Annotated in this window: 12 protein-coding genes; 6 read left to right on the forward strand and 6 right to left on the reverse strand. The window is 65.4% G+C overall.

Annotated elements, in window-relative coordinates; genetic code table 11:
• A partial coding sequence (gene secD, locus C0456_RS05510) for a protein translocase subunit SecD (RefSeq protein WP_291049316.1) occupies positions 1 to 1,275 on the reverse strand: 1,275 nt, incomplete at its 3' end.
• Between the two features lie 300 nt (positions 1,276 to 1,575).
• A complete protein-coding gene (locus tag C0456_RS05515) occupies positions 1,576 to 1,962 on the reverse strand; it encodes a hypothetical protein (protein ID WP_291049318.1) in 387 nt (128 codons plus the stop codon).
• 236 nt (positions 1,963 to 2,198) lie between these two features.
• Here C0456_RS05515 and C0456_RS05520 point away from each other — a divergent pair, with 236 nt between their 5' ends.
• Genes C0456_RS05520 through C0456_RS05540 form a run of 5 tightly spaced genes read left to right on the forward strand, consistent with a single transcriptional unit; the run spans position 2,199 to position 7,468 of the window.
• Positions 2,199 to 3,194, forward strand: coding sequence for a 3-oxoacyl-ACP synthase III family protein (locus C0456_RS05520; protein WP_291049320.1), 996 nt, complete (start codon positions 2,199 to 2,201; stop codon positions 3,192 to 3,194).
• Positions 3,191 to 4,159 carry an NAD(P)-dependent oxidoreductase gene (locus tag C0456_RS05525; RefSeq protein WP_291049338.1) on the forward strand — a complete coding sequence of 323 codons (969 nt, stop codon included), beginning with the start codon at positions 3,191 to 3,193 and terminating at the stop codon, positions 4,157 to 4,159. Before C0456_RS05520 ends, C0456_RS05525 begins: the two co-directional genes overlap by 4 nt.
• Positions 4,156 to 4,932 (forward strand): MBL fold metallo-hydrolase, encoded by a 777-nt coding sequence (locus C0456_RS05530; protein WP_291049340.1) that lies wholly within the window; start codon positions 4,156 to 4,158, stop codon positions 4,930 to 4,932. Before C0456_RS05525 ends, C0456_RS05530 begins: the two co-directional genes overlap by 4 nt.
• Complete coding sequence (locus C0456_RS05535; RefSeq protein ID WP_291049342.1) at positions 4,929 to 6,194, forward strand: F390 synthetase-related protein; 1,266 nt, start codon at positions 4,929 to 4,931, stop codon at positions 6,192 to 6,194. Before C0456_RS05530 ends, C0456_RS05535 begins: the two co-directional genes overlap by 4 nt.
• The gene (locus C0456_RS05540) at positions 6,191 to 7,468 is read left to right on the forward strand and encodes a glycosyltransferase (protein WP_291049344.1); all 1,278 of its coding nucleotides are present in this window, start codon (positions 6,191 to 6,193) and stop codon (positions 7,466 to 7,468) included. Before C0456_RS05535 ends, C0456_RS05540 begins: the two co-directional genes overlap by 4 nt.
• Here the strand turns inward: C0456_RS05540 and C0456_RS05545 are convergent.
• From C0456_RS05545 to C0456_RS05560, 4 genes are all read right to left on the reverse strand, one after another.
• Complete coding sequence (locus tag C0456_RS05545) at positions 7,410 to 8,006, reverse strand: VTT domain-containing protein (RefSeq protein ID WP_291049346.1); 597 nt, start codon at positions 8,004 to 8,006, stop codon at positions 7,410 to 7,412. The genes C0456_RS05540 and C0456_RS05545 overlap by 59 nt on opposite strands.
• A 112-nt stretch (positions 8,007 to 8,118) precedes the next feature.
• Positions 8,119 to 10,434 carry a Tex family protein gene (locus tag C0456_RS05550; RefSeq protein ID WP_291049348.1) on the reverse strand — a complete coding sequence of 772 codons (2,316 nt, stop codon included), beginning with the start codon at positions 10,432 to 10,434 and terminating at the stop codon, positions 8,119 to 8,121.
• Positions 10,435 to 10,558: 124 nt separating this feature from the next.
• Positions 10,559 to 11,389, reverse strand: coding sequence for a phosphatase PAP2 family protein (locus C0456_RS05555; RefSeq protein WP_291049350.1), 831 nt, complete (start codon positions 11,387 to 11,389; stop codon positions 10,559 to 10,561).
• 99 nt (positions 11,390 to 11,488) lie between these two features.
• Complete coding sequence (locus C0456_RS05560; protein WP_291049353.1) at positions 11,489 to 11,974, reverse strand: MarR family winged helix-turn-helix transcriptional regulator; 486 nt, start codon at positions 11,972 to 11,974, stop codon at positions 11,489 to 11,491.
• A gap of 131 nt (positions 11,975 to 12,105) precedes the next feature.
• Between C0456_RS05560 and C0456_RS05565 the strand changes: the two genes are divergently transcribed.
• Positions 12,106 to 12,531, forward strand: a complete 426-nt coding sequence (locus tag C0456_RS05565) for an organic hydroperoxide resistance protein (protein WP_291049355.1) — start codon at positions 12,106 to 12,108, stop codon at positions 12,529 to 12,531.
• Positions 12,532 to 13,060 lie beyond the last annotated feature (529 nt).

The following is a 13,060-nucleotide window of genomic DNA, read 5'->3' on the forward strand; positions in this document are numbered from 1 at the left end:
GCCGATGCCCAGGATGATGCCCGCGATGCCCGGCAGGGTCAGCGTTGCGCCCAGGAATGTCAGGATACCGATGGTCAGCGCCACGTTGAGAAACAGGGCCAGCGAGGCTATGAGACCCCAGCCGCGATAGAGCAGCGTCATGAAGCCCACCACCAGCGCAAAGCCGATCACGCCGGTATAGAGGCCCATATTGATCACGTCGGCGCCAAGGTCTGGCCCCACCGTGCGCTCCTCGATCACCGTCAGCGGCGCGGGCAGAGCCCCGGCCCGCAGCAGCGCGGAGAGAACCACCGTATCCTCAATCGTGAAATGGCCGGTGATCTGGCCGGAACCGCCGAGGATTGGCCCCTGAATGACCGGCGCGGTGAGCACCTTCCCGTCCAGCACGATGGCGAAGGGCTTGCCGACATTCTGCTTGGTAATCTCGGCGAACTGTTTTGTGCCGAGGGCATCAAACCGGAAGGTGACAATCGGCTGGTTGGTCTTCTGGTCAAAGCCGGACCGGGCGTCCGACAGGCGCTCGCCGCTCAGGGCCACCCGGTCATAGATCGGCATCGGCTGGCCGGTCTTGGCATCCGGCAGCAGGCTGACGCCTTCGGGCGGTGGCGCGCCATAGGTTTCCGGCGCCACCATATGGAACGACATCTGCGCGGTGGAGCCGAGCAGTTCGCGCAGGCGCGTGGGATCCTGCAGGCCGGGCAGCTGGACGAGGATACGGTCAGCCCCCACGCGCTGGATCGTCGGCTCGGCGACGCCCACCTGGTCCACCCTCTGGCGGACAATCTCGACGCTCTGGGCAATCGCCTGGTTGATGCGGTCTGCCGTGCCAGCTTCCGACAGGGACAGCATGATGAGATCGCCGCTCGGCTGGATCACTATGTCCGGCACCGAGCCTTTGAGACCCACCTGCTGTACAGGCGTCACCTGCTCGCGCAGCTTGTGGAGAATGCGCGCGCGGCCATCAGGATCGGTGATCCGGACGGTCACGGTATCGCCGTCCACCTCCACCTTGCCGCGCACCGCTTCGGTGCTCATCAGGGTGCGTGTTTCAGCGGCGAGGGATTTCAGCCGGTCGGCCTGCAGCGCCGGCGCGTCCACCTCCAGAACAAGATGAGAGCCGCCCCGCAGGTCCAGTCCCAGAGTGATCTGCTTCTTCGGAAGCCAGTCCGGCATCGCCGCGATCTGCTGGGGGGATAACACGTTCGGCAGGGCCGCGAGCAGCCCGATGACGATAATGAGAATATAGGTGACCAGTGCGGTCCGGCTAGTGCGCATGCTGAGTTCCTTCGAGTGCCTGAAACCGGAGGCCATCGAGCATGGCGGCCGGTGATGGCGCCGCGCGGAGTGCTGGGTCCGCAGGCGGCGCGAATGGGCTGCAGGTCATCCGATAGGCGGCCGGGACGAAGGTCCACGCAGGCTCAGAGACGGCTGGGGAAGCAGCGCCTCTGACAGGGGTACGAGCATGAGGAGTATGATCTCCGCCCCGGCCTGGGATCTGCCTGCGAGGGAGGCAAGGCAGACCACATCTGATCGGGATGAACGGCAGGCTGCGCTACTGGCGCAGCGATCCGTGCATCAGGCCGGAACGGGGGGCGCGCGAGGCGCGGAAAAACGGGTGGAGAGATGCGGCGCAGCGTCCGCGCAGAGCGGCGGATCAGGCAGCGACTCCTGAGCGGCCGGCGGGAAGGAATAACCCTCAAACACCGCAAAAACGGCCGGGGGCATGTCATCGCCATCCGATGGCACCACCTGCAGGCGCAGGCGCCCGTCGCGGTCAGCCTTCGGCAGAACGGCGTGGGCAATCCCGGCCGATCCGTTGCTGGCTTCAGCCACGGAGAGCACAGGCTGGGCCGCCATGTTCACGGACGAAATCGCCGCCGCCATGAGCATCATGAGCCCGAGCCCTGCGATCAGCAGGCTTCTGGGATGCAGGATTCCTGTGCGGGAGGGTCTGCGGCTCATCGCGCCTATTTAGACATTGTGCCACGACTGCGCCATAGAAAAACGTCAGCCTGGGGATTGGACTCACCCGGCATCCCTCTCCCCGGCCCCTGCATGAAACGCGCACCGCTCCCGCCCCCTCCAGAAGCTGAGCCTTCCTCACAAAGGAGGCGAACCAAACGAAGCCGCTTGACGGGCATGGCAATAGTGAGTAAATACTCACTTATAAACGAAGACGACACTCTCAGAGGTCCGCCATGTTGAATGCAGCCCTTCTTGGCACAGGCGCCCGCGCCGGAGGCAAACGCCTCCCCTCCGCCGAAATCGATGCGCGCCTGGGCAAGCCAGCCGGCTGGCTGGAAGCCGCCAGCGGCGTCATTTGCCGCCCTGTCCTGGCCGAGGGCGAAACGCAGGAGAGCCTGGCGCTGGACGCGGCGCGGCAGGCGCTGGCGGACGCAAATCTTGATGCGTCAGACGTTGACCTTCTCCTCTTTGCCTCCGCCGTCGGCCGCCAGCCGATCCCCTCAACCGCCACGCTGCTGAAGCGGGAGCTGGGCCTCAACCGCTGCGCCTCTCCCGCCTTTGACGTGAACGCCACCTGCCTCAGCGCGGTGGCCGCGATGGAAATCGCCGCGCTCTATATCGGCGCCGGCCGCGCCCGGCATGTGCTGATTGTTGCCAGCGAGATCGCCACCCGCGCCCTGCCGTGGGCGGATGATCCGGCCACCGCTGCCCTGTTCGGCGATGGCGCCGCCGCCATCGTGCTCGGCCCCGCGCAGCCTGCCGGCCTGCACCTGCGCGAGGTTGCCATCGAAACCTGGGCGGAAGGCTATGACTATTGCGCCCTGCCCGCTGGCGGCACCCGCTATGACTTTCACACCAATCGCGCCGCCTTCGAGGAGAACGCCTTCTTCCGAATGGACGGCCACGCCCTGTTCAAGCTGACGCGCACGCGCCTGCCGGCTTTCATAGACCGGCTGCTCGCCCGCACCGGCTGGCGTCAGGAGGAGGTGGATCTCGTCATCCCCCACCAGGCAAGCCCCCTTGCACTCGAGCATATGGCGCGCAAATGCGGCTTTGCGCGCGACCGCGTGCTCTCCACCGTCACCCAGACGGGAAACCTCGTGGCCGCCTCCATCCCGATGACGCTCGACACCGCCCGCCGCGAAGGCCGTATCTCAACCGACAGCAAGATCCTGCTGATCGGCACATCCGCAGGCGTCTCCATCGGCGGGGCCACGCTGGAAGGATGAGCGGCACGATCATCACCGGCGCCACGGGTTTTCTCGGCGGCGCGATTGCCAGGCGCCTGCTGCAGGAGGGCGGCCGCGTCATCGCGCTCGGCCGGGACCGCGCAAAGCTCGCAGCTCTGGAAGCCCTTGGCGCCGAGACCTGCGCGTTTGATCTTGCCTCGGATGATCCGCTCCCGGCGCTTGATGCAGACGGCCTCATCCACTGCGCCGCGCTTTCCTCCCCCTGGGGCACGCGCGCTGCCTTCGCGCGCGCCAACATCACCGGCACGCGCCGCGCCATTCTGCTGGCCCATCAGGCCGGCGCCCGCCGCCTTGTCCACATTTCCTCGCCCAGCGTCTATTTCCGCTTTGCCGATCAGGAGGGCGTGGCCGAAGACGCGCCCCTGCCGCCCCCGGTCAACGCCTATGCCGCTACCAAGGCGGCAAGCGAAACGCTGGTTCTGGCGGCGCCGGAGCTTTCCCCGGTCATCCTGCGCCCGCGCGGGCTTTATGGCCCCGGCGACACCGCCCTCCTGCCCCGCCTGCTGCGCGCGGGCGCCAGCCGCCCCCTGCCCCTGATGCGCGGCGGCGTTGCGGCGACAGATCTCACCTATATCGACGACGTGGCGGACGCCGCGATCACCGCCCTGCGCGCCCCCGCGCCTCCTTCCCACATCTACAACGTATCGGGCGGAGAAGCCCTTTCCATCCGCGAAGTGGCCGAGCGCGCGGGGGCCATGGCGGGCATTCCCGTCCGCTGGCGGAAGATGCCCTGGCCCCTTGTGCTGGCCGCCGCGCGCGCCGGCGAAGCGCTCTGCAGCGCGCTGCCCGGCCGGCCGGAACCCCCGGTCACGGCCTACAGCGCGGGCCTCTTCGCATTCCGCCAGACACTCAATCTTGACCGAATCAAACGGGAACTTGGCTGGCACCCGCGTGTTTCTTTTGACGAAGGCGTAGCCCGAACGTTCCGGAAGGTGACCCCATGATTGAACCGGACTTCCCCAACAGCGCCTTTGTGACTGCGCCCGAGCGGCTTGTTCTGAAGGGCGGCGGCTGGCGCCCATTGCGCATCCCCGTGCGCTATGGCCGCTTTGATCACCGTATTTTCGGGCGGTGCCTGATCGATACCGGCTATTCGCCGCGCGTCACCACCGGCCAGCGCAGCGCGCCGCTTTGGCTCTATTCGAAAATTCTCGCCCCGAAGCTGACAGACCGCGCCCTGCCCCGCGCCGAGCCTGCGATCAACGTCATCCTGCTTTCCCATCTTCATGCCGATCATGTCAGTGCCCTGAGGGATTATCCTGAGGCGCGCATCTTCGCCGATGGCGCCGCCCTTGACCACTTCCTGGCGAAAGGCTGGCTCGCGCGCACGCACAAGGGATGCTTCCGCGAGCTTCTGCCGGATGATCTTAAGGAAAGGGTGATCCGGTTTGAAACCCTGCCCCGCGAGGAAGCGCCCCTAGGCCTTGGCGAAGCGGCAGACATTTTCGGAGATGGCAGCGTGCTAGCCGTTCCCCTGCCCGGCCATATGCGGGGCCATACCGGCTTCCTGTTCAGAAATCCCGTAGCGCCAATTCTTTACGCGGCAGATGCGGACTGGCTGTCCCGCGCCATTCTGGAGGATCGCTCTCCGGGCTATCCCGCCCGGTTTATCCTGGACGACCCGGAAGCCGCCGCGCAAACGGCGATCCGTATCCGGAACTTTGTGTCTCTCGGCGGCAGGCTTGCGCTTTGCCATGATCCGGAGGCGCCCGCATGAACCCCGCCGCCGCCTCGTTCACCCTTGCCGCCTTCATCGAGGCGCGCCGCCGCCAGATGCTCTACCGGACCCGCGAAAGCATGTTGCGGGCACAGGAGCGGCGGCTTTACGCATTCCTGCGCCGCAAGGCCGGCAGGGTGCCTGCCTTCGAGGGCATCCGGGGGCGCTTCCTGCAGGATTGGCCGGTCATGGACAAGGCGGCCCTGATGGCGGATTTTGCCCGCTATAACCGCCTTGGCCTCACTGCCGCCGAAGGCTGGGCCCATCTGGAAGCGGGCACCGCGCCCAAAGGCTACGCCATCGGCGCCAGCACCGGCACCTCGGGCAATCGCGGGCTCTACATCGTCTCGGAACGCGAGCGCTATCGCTGGCTCGGCACCATCCTCGCCCATGCGCTGCCGGATTTCCTCTGCCGCCGCCACCGCGTGGCGATCGTCCTGCCCGCCAACAGCCGGCTCTATGACGCTGCCAATGAAAGCGGGCGGCTGCAGCTGCGCTTCTTCGATCTGGGCCTCGGCAGCGAGGCGCAGTTTGCGCCGCTGGCGGAATTTCAGCCCACGGTCATCGTTGCGCCGCCGAAATTCCTGCGCGCCCTGGCCGAGAGCGATACGCAGATCACCCCGCAGCGCCTCTTCTCGGGCGCCGAAGTGCTGGATGAGGAAGACCGCCGCATCATAGAGACCCGCTTCGATCTCATAGTCCGCGAGATCTATATGGCCACAGAGGGCCTCTTCGGCATCGCCTGCCGGCATGGCACGCTGCACCTCCTGGAAGATCAGGTCGCATTCGAATTCCTGCCCGTCGAGGGCAGCGCAAGCCTGGTTACGCCCCTGATCACCGATTTCTCCCGCGAGACGCAGGTAATGATCCGTTACCAGATGAACGACGTGCTGGAATTTGCGCCCATCCCATGTCCCTGCGGCCGGCCACACCGGGCGATCCAGCAGGTACATGGCCGCTGCGATGATATCTTCACCCTGCCGAGCTTCGGCAGCCCCGTGCGGATTACGCCGGATGTGATCCGCAATGCCGTGCTGAAAGCGGACAAGCGCATCTCCGATTTCCGTGTCATCCAGACGGGCCGGAACACCGTGCGCGTGGAACTGAACGCTGAAGAAGCCGATTGCCTGCCTGCGGCGGCAGCGAGCCTGCGCGCCCTGTTCACAGCCTGCGGCGCCGCGCCGGAGATCAAGCCGGTCGCCACCGTGCTGATCCCACCTTCAGATCGCAAATTGCGGCGGGTGCGCGTGGATATTGCATGAAGGTCTCGATCCAGACCCTGGGCAGCCTGGGCGATGTGATGCCCTACATCACCACCGCGCGCGCCCTGATGGCCGGCGGCGCGGACGTGACCCTGATGGCGCCGCGCGACTATACCGCCACCATCGCCGCCCATGGCGTGACGCCTGCGCCGCCGCCGGCCTTCTCGCTCAATGAATGGAACGCGGAGGCTGAGCGGCGCGGCACACTGACCAATCCGGTCAGATTTTTCGCCCAGTGGAACGAGATGATCGTGCCCTATGTGGACGATATCACCCGTCATTGCCTGAAGGCGGCGGAAGGCGCCGATATCGTTCTCGGCAACAGCATCTGCGCGCCCGCGCGCGTTGCCGCCGAGGCCTACGGCATTCCCTATATCCTCAGCGCGCAGCAGACAGCCCTCAGCCCGACCCGGCAGGTTCCCTGCGCCATGATGTGGCATCCCTGGCATGGCAACTGGCTGACGCCGGTGGCCTATGGCGCGGTCGGCCTTGCCCAGCGGCTGATGCTGCACGCCCTAAAGGGCCATCGCCGCGCCCTCGGCCTGCCGGCCATGCCCAACGGCGGCACAAGCCGGCATCTGGGCCAGCCGCTGCCGCGCGTCACCAGCGTCTCGCCCGCCCTCATTTCCGCTCCGCCATCAGACTGGAAGCCGAACGACTATCTGATGCCCTATCCCTCGCTGGATATTCAGGGGCCGGAGGTTTTGCCCCCTGCCCTGATGGACTTCCTGCGGGCCGGCGGAGCGCCCATCCATGTCGGCCTCGGCTCCTTCGAGAGCGATGCCGAGCAGGAACAGATGTCCCGCCTCATGCGCGCCATCCGGCGGCTGGGCCTGCGCGCCATTCTCTCTGCCGGCCTTGCGGAGAGGTTGCCTGCCGACCTCACGGAAGGCCATCTGGTGGCCGGCCCCGTGCCCCATCCGGCGCTCTTTCCGCTCTGCGCCGGGGTGATCCATCATGGCGGCGCCGGCACGCTCGACACCGCCCTGCGCGCAGGCGTGCCGCAGCTGATCGTGCCAGACCGGCTGGACCAGTTCTGGCATGCCGCGCGCCTGCGCGAGATCGGCGTCGCCCCCGCCCATATCACCGGCAGGACGACGGAAGACGAGATGGCCGCGCTGTTGACCGCGCTGACCAGCGCTGAAATGGCCGCCCGCGCCCAGGCCCTGGCCCCGCCCCTGCGCGCCCGTGATGGCGCGGCAGACCTTGCCGCCTTCACACGCGCCGAAACAGAGCGTTTCCAACATAATGCGAAATCACGCCCATCAGGATGAACACCGCCTGCCCGCCTGCCAGCAGCGCCCATTTGTGCGCCCGGATATAGGCCTCGACATCCACATCCCCGCGTGCGGCGCCCCAGGCAATCAGATAGCCGAGCGCCACGAACATGCCGACGCCCAGCGTCACGCCGATGGCCGATCCGGCGGCAAAGCGCGGCCAGGCCATGCCCGTGCTGCCGCAAACGGGCGGCATGAACCACGCCACCGGCCCCAGCAGCCGCGACGCGGCCACCGCCTTGATGCCATGCCGGCCCAGCAGCCGCCGCGTCTTGTGCAGCACGGCCCGGCGTGACCGGCGCGCCAGCACAAATCGGTGAAACCAGGGCCGCATCTGCCGCCCGATGAAGAAGCCCGTCTGATCGGCCGCATACGCCCCCGCCAGCACCGCCGCGACCGCCCAGAGCGCATGCTCGGTAAACAGCAGGCCGCCCGCCATCAGGAAGAAGGCTTCCCCGAACACGAAGAAACAGAAGCCCAGCGTCGCATCGAGGAAGGCGCCGAGAAAGAGCGTCAGAAGCAGCGAAACCGACATGGCATTCCCGGCCAGATGGACGAAGGCCGCCGCGATGTCCGCAGCGGCCTTGCCTGTCTACAATTCCTGTCCGGATTTGTCCCGATCTGTCACCAGACTGTCCGGGCCTGTCCTATTTGAGGCGCGAAAGGACGCTGAACGGGCTATCGGAAGGCTTGGATGGCTCCTTCGCAGGCGCTGACTTGCCAACCGGCGCAGACCCGCCCTTGGGCGCTGGTCCAGCCGGGCGCTTGCCGCCCTGTTTCATGCTGAGGCCAATCCGGTTGCGCGCCACATCCACATCCATGACCACGACGCTGACAACCTGCCCGGTCTTCACCACTTCATGCGGGTCCTTGATGAAGGTGTCCGACATTTCGGAGATATGAACGAGGCCATCCTGCTTCACGCCCACATCCACGAAGGCACCGAACGCGGTCACATTGGTCACCACGCCCTCAAGCCGCATACCGGGCTTCAGGTCGGTCACCTTCTCGATGCCCTCCTGGAAGGTTGCCGTCTTGAATTCGGGGCGCGGGTCACGGCCCGGCTTTTCCAGCTCTTTCAGGATGTCCTTGATGGTCGGCACACCGAATGTGGCGTCGGCAAAGTCTTCCGGTTTCAGCTTTGAAATGAAGGCTTTATCGCCGATGATCGTCTCGACCTTGCGGCCCGCCGCCTTGGCGATACGCTCCACCACCGGATAGGCTTCGGGGTGGACGGCGGAGGCGTCCAGCGGGTTCTTGCCGTTCATGATGCGCAGGAATCCGGCGGCCTGCTCATAGGCCTTCGGCCCGAAGCGCGGCACCTTCTTGAGTTCGGTGCGCGCCTTGAACGGGCCGTTCTGCTCCCGATACGCCACGATGTTGGCAGCAATCGTCGCATTGAGACCGGCCACCCGCGAGAGCAGCGCCACAGACGCCGTATTCACGTCCACGCCCACCGCGTTCACACAGTCTTCCACCACCCCGTCGAGCGAGCGGGCAAGCCCGGCCTGGTCCACATCATGCTGGTACTGGCCCACGCCGATGGCCTTGGGCTCAATCTTCACAAGTTCGGCCAGCGGATCCTGCAGGCGCCGGGCGATGGAGACAGCGCCGCGCAGGCTGACGTCCAGGTCCGGGAATTCCTTCGCCGCAAGTTCCGACGCCGAATAGACCGAGGCGCCCGCTTCCGACACCATGATCTTGGTGAGCTTCAGCTCCGGCAGCTTGGTACCGAGATCGCCAACCAGCTTCTCAGTCTCGCGGCCAGCCGTGCCGTTGCCCACGCTGACGAGTTCCACCTTGTGACGCTTGCACAGCGTTGCCAGCGTCATCAGCGATCCGGCCCAGTCTTTCTTGGGTTCATGCGGATAGATGGTCGCCGTTTCCAGCAGCTTGCCGGTCGCGGCCACCACGGCCACCTTGCAGCCCGTGCGGATGCCGGGGTCGATCCCCATCACCACTTTCGGGCCCGCAGGCGCCGCCATCAGCAGGTCATGCATGTTGCGCGAGAACACCTTGATCGCCTCGCGGTCGGCGCCTTCCTTCACGCGGCTGATCACATCGCGCGAGGATGAGGGCTCCATCTTGCTTTTCCAGGCAGCTTCTGCCGTTTCCATCAGCCAATCGTCGCCGGGGCGGCCCTTCTTGGCGATCCCGAATTCGGTGCGGATTTCGCGCAGCGCCGGGTGTTCGCGGCCCTGCTCCACCGGCACGGCCAGCTTCACCTTCAGCACGCCTTCCTTCTGTCCACGGAGGACAGCGAGAGCGCGGTGGGACGGCATCTGCGTGACGGGCTCATCAAAGTCAAAATAATCGGAAAACTTGGCGCCTTCCTGCTCCTTGCCTTTGACGAGGCTGGAGCCGAGCTTGCCTTCTTTCCAGACGGTCTCACGAACCTTGCCGACAAGGCGCGGCGTCTCGGCGATCCGCTCCACCAGAATATCCCGCGCGCCTTCCAGCGCAGCGTCAAGATCCTTCACGCCCTTGCCGGATGCGATGAAGGCCTTGGCCTCATCAAAAGGCGAGAGCGAGGGGTTGGCCAAAAGCCGCTCGGCCAGCGGCTCGAGGCCCGCTTCCTTCGCAATGGTCGCCTTGGTGCGCCGCTTTTGCTTGTAGGGCGCGTAGAGGTCTTCCAGCGCCACCTTGGTCATCGCCCAGTTGATCTCGCGCTCCAGCGCCGGGGTAAGCTTGCCCTGCTCGCGGATGGCGCTGAGCACCGTTTCGCGGCGCTTGGCGAGGTCGGTGAGATAATCGAGGCGTTCAGCAAGATTGCGCAGCTGCGTATCGTCCAGCCCGCCCGTGCGTTCCTTGCGGTAGCGGGCGATGAAGGGCACCGTCGCGCCTTCCTCCAGCAGTTCGATAACGGCCTGAACCTGCCGCTCCTGCACGCCCAGCTCATCGGCAATGATGCGGGCAATCGAAGGGGGAGCAGCCTGGGAAGAAGAACGAACCTGTCCGGTCATGAACGCGCGCCTTGTGCAAACGTTGGAAACTCTTGCCCACTCTGGGGCAAGCTTTCTCAATCCAACAGAACTCGTTTACACCTCGTTTACGCTCTGCATTCTCCGCGCGGGCGGTGTTTCAGTTTTACGGGCCCGCGCAGCCCTCCGGCAGAACACCCGCCATCCTGGCCGCCTCGATCTCCGCCTGCGCCAGCCTTGCCTGCGCCAGGAAGACCGGATCGGAATGCAGCTTCGCCACGGTGGCCGCGCCCATCACGCGCCCGGCCTCCACATCGCTCCGCCAGTGAACCCCGCACACCATCCGGCTCTCTGCAAACGCATAGCCGCGCTGCAGCAGGGCGTCTGCCTTCTCCGGCGCCAGCTCCGCCAGCACCAGCCCCCACGCCCAGCCAAGTGCCGCATGGCCGGAGGGGTAAGACCCGTCCCCGCGCAGCATCTCCTCCTCATGCGGCACGCAGCTTTCCTCCTCCAGCAGGGCGAAGGGCCGGGTGCGCTGATACATCTGCTTGGCGCCATAGGTGGAAAAGCCCGCATCAGTCAGCGTCCGCCGCATCAGGGTATAGAGATGGGGCGTGCCCGCCTCAGTAATGTCGACACCCAGCGCGCAGCTGTAGGAATGGATCGCCTGGGGAAATTTCAGCTCATTATCGGCCTGCGCCTGCGTCCAGCGGGCCGTGCCCTTCAGCGCGCGGGTCGTCTGGTAGGCTTCCAGATCGGCCATCGCCGCGGCAGAGCCCTCCGCTGGCGGCGGCGGCAGCAGGGCGGCGCTTTTAGGCAGCCTCTGAGCGCCCAGATAGCCGTTTAGAATACCGCTGCCTTCGCGCATCTCGCCAATCTCGGCCTGCGCCGTCGGCGGCAGGCGCGCGGCGTCCGCCTCAGGGGCTGGCCCGTTCGCCTGGCACGCGGCCATCATCAGAATGCCAGCCATCGCGGCCGCGCGCGTGAGATACTTCATCGAAACGCCCCCTTCCAACAAGGATTCGGAGCGTACCCTACATGCCAGCCGCGCGGCTGTCTTGATCCGGCAATCTGGCGCTTTGGTGAAGGGAAATGCCTAGGCTTTCTCGGCAGCGGCAGCGCGCAGATTGTCCCGAAGGTCGGCCAGCGTGCCCCGCAGCGCCGCCAGCTTCTCCACCGGCATGCCCGCCGCCTCAAAGATCTGCTGGGGCACGCAGGAGGCCTCCTCCAGCACCTTCCGGCCCTTGGCTGTCAGCGAAATCCGCACCTGCCGCTCATCGGCCTTGTCCCGCCTGCGCGTCACGAAACCTGCCGTCTCCAGCCGTTTCAGCAGCGGGGTCAGCGTATTGGACTCAAGGAACAGGTGCTCGCCCAGCTCGCTCACCGTCTGCCCTTCAGCCTGCCAGAGGGCAATCATCACCAGATATTGCGGATAGGTCAGCCCGAACCGGTCGAGGATCGGCTTGTAGACCCGGTTGAAGGCCAGCCCTGCCGAATAGACGGCGAAACACACCGCATGATCCAGCAACGCCGGACCTGTCACGGGGGAACCTTCGGCGGGGGTCTCGCGTTTTTTCCTCATGGGAGAAATATAAATCGCGCGCGATTTAATCGCAAGGCTTGAAGTCTTAACGGCGGCGCGCAATATGTATCGCACGCGATTTAATCGCCAGCGATTATGATTACTGGAACCAACACGAAAGGATGTTCCCCATGGCCATCAATGTTCTCTACAAAACCACCGCAACCGCCACTGGCGGCCGCGATGGCCGCGCCAAGACGGCAGACGGCGCGCTCGATGTCGCCCTCGCCCTGCCCAAGGAGCTGGGTGGCAGCGGCAATGGCAATAATCCCGAACAGCTTTTCGCCGCCGGCTATGCTTCCTGCTTCCTCAGCGCAATGAAGGCCGTCTCCTCCGCCGGCAACCATTTCAAGCTGCCCGCCGACACCACCGTTTCGGCCACCGTCGGCATCGGCCCGCGCGAAGACAAGGGCTTCGGCCTGGTCGTGAAGCTGGATATCGCCATTCCGGGGGTCGACCACGATGACGCTGAGAAGCTCGTCGCTGAAGCGCATGAGGTTTGCCCCTACTCGCACGCGACGCGCGGCAACATTGATGTCAGCCTGAACGTGCTCTGATCCTGCCGGGAAGGCGCCGCGCAAAAGCCGGCGCAGCGCCTTCCTCAGCGGGCCGCTTTGCGTCCGCCTGGATTCGCCTGGACATCCTGCCCGAGGGCTAAAATCACCCTCCTTTATGTTTGTATAGGATACATTGACGGGGCTTATCTCTTACGGAAACCTGCGCCCGAGTCGGCTCTAAAAACTGTAATCCAATGTTTTTAATAGATATTTTTTCAGTGCCCTCTGCGCCTCAACTACCCCTGGATGCATTTGCGCCGCCGCTGGCTGTGGTGCCCGCAGCACACCTCCTGAACCGTCATAAAAAAGAACTCAAAACCGTTTGACTGGCCGTTAAGGGTTTCCTATCGCTGCCACGGGGCACAGACCCCGGCAGCGTCGACACCATCGCGCGGCTGATAATGGCGGGAGGCGTCCTCACTGCGTGCGTGTCACGGCAAGAGGCTTCCTTGGAACAGACGAAAGCACTACGCGGCGCGGCCCTCACATGCCGTGATCCCTGAGGCTTTGCCCTGTCTGGCCATCATCT

The organism is Hyphomonas sp. (genome assembly GCF_013823385.1).
Classification (GTDB): domain Bacteria; phylum Pseudomonadota; class Alphaproteobacteria; order Caulobacterales; family Hyphomonadaceae; genus Hyphomonas.

What these genes read in the sequence shown, in the direction of transcription:
- C0456_RS05515 (WP_291049318.1), bottom strand. Translation starts at nt 1,962, where the DNA reads ATGAGCCGCAGACCCTCCCGCACAGGAATCCTGCATCCCAGAAGCCTG.
- C0456_RS05520 (WP_291049320.1), top strand. Translation starts at nt 2,199, where the DNA reads ATGTTGAATGCAGCCCTTCTTGGCACAGGCGCCCGCGCCGGAGGCAAA.
- C0456_RS05525 (WP_291049338.1), top strand. Translation starts at nt 3,191, where the DNA reads ATGAGCGGCACGATCATCACCGGCGCCACGGGTTTTCTCGGCGGCGCG.
- C0456_RS05530 (WP_291049340.1), top strand. Translation starts at nt 4,156, where the DNA reads ATGATTGAACCGGACTTCCCCAACAGCGCCTTTGTGACTGCGCCCGAG.
- C0456_RS05535 (WP_291049342.1), top strand. Translation starts at nt 4,929, where the DNA reads ATGAACCCCGCCGCCGCCTCGTTCACCCTTGCCGCCTTCATCGAGGCG.
- C0456_RS05540 (WP_291049344.1), top strand. Translation starts at nt 6,191, where the DNA reads ATGAAGGTCTCGATCCAGACCCTGGGCAGCCTGGGCGATGTGATGCCC.
- C0456_RS05545 (WP_291049346.1), bottom strand. Translation starts at nt 8,006, where the DNA reads ATGTCGGTTTCGCTGCTTCTGACGCTCTTTCTCGGCGCCTTCCTCGAT.
- C0456_RS05550 (WP_291049348.1), bottom strand. Translation starts at nt 10,434, where the DNA reads ATGACCGGACAGGTTCGTTCTTCTTCCCAGGCTGCTCCCCCTTCGATT.
- C0456_RS05555 (WP_291049350.1), bottom strand. Translation starts at nt 11,389, where the DNA reads ATGAAGTATCTCACGCGCGCGGCCGCGATGGCTGGCATTCTGATGATG.
- C0456_RS05560 (WP_291049353.1), bottom strand. Translation starts at nt 11,974, where the DNA reads ATGAGGAAAAAACGCGAGACCCCCGCCGAAGGTTCCCCCGTGACAGGT.
- C0456_RS05565 (WP_291049355.1), top strand. Translation starts at nt 12,106, where the DNA reads ATGGCCATCAATGTTCTCTACAAAACCACCGCAACCGCCACTGGCGGC.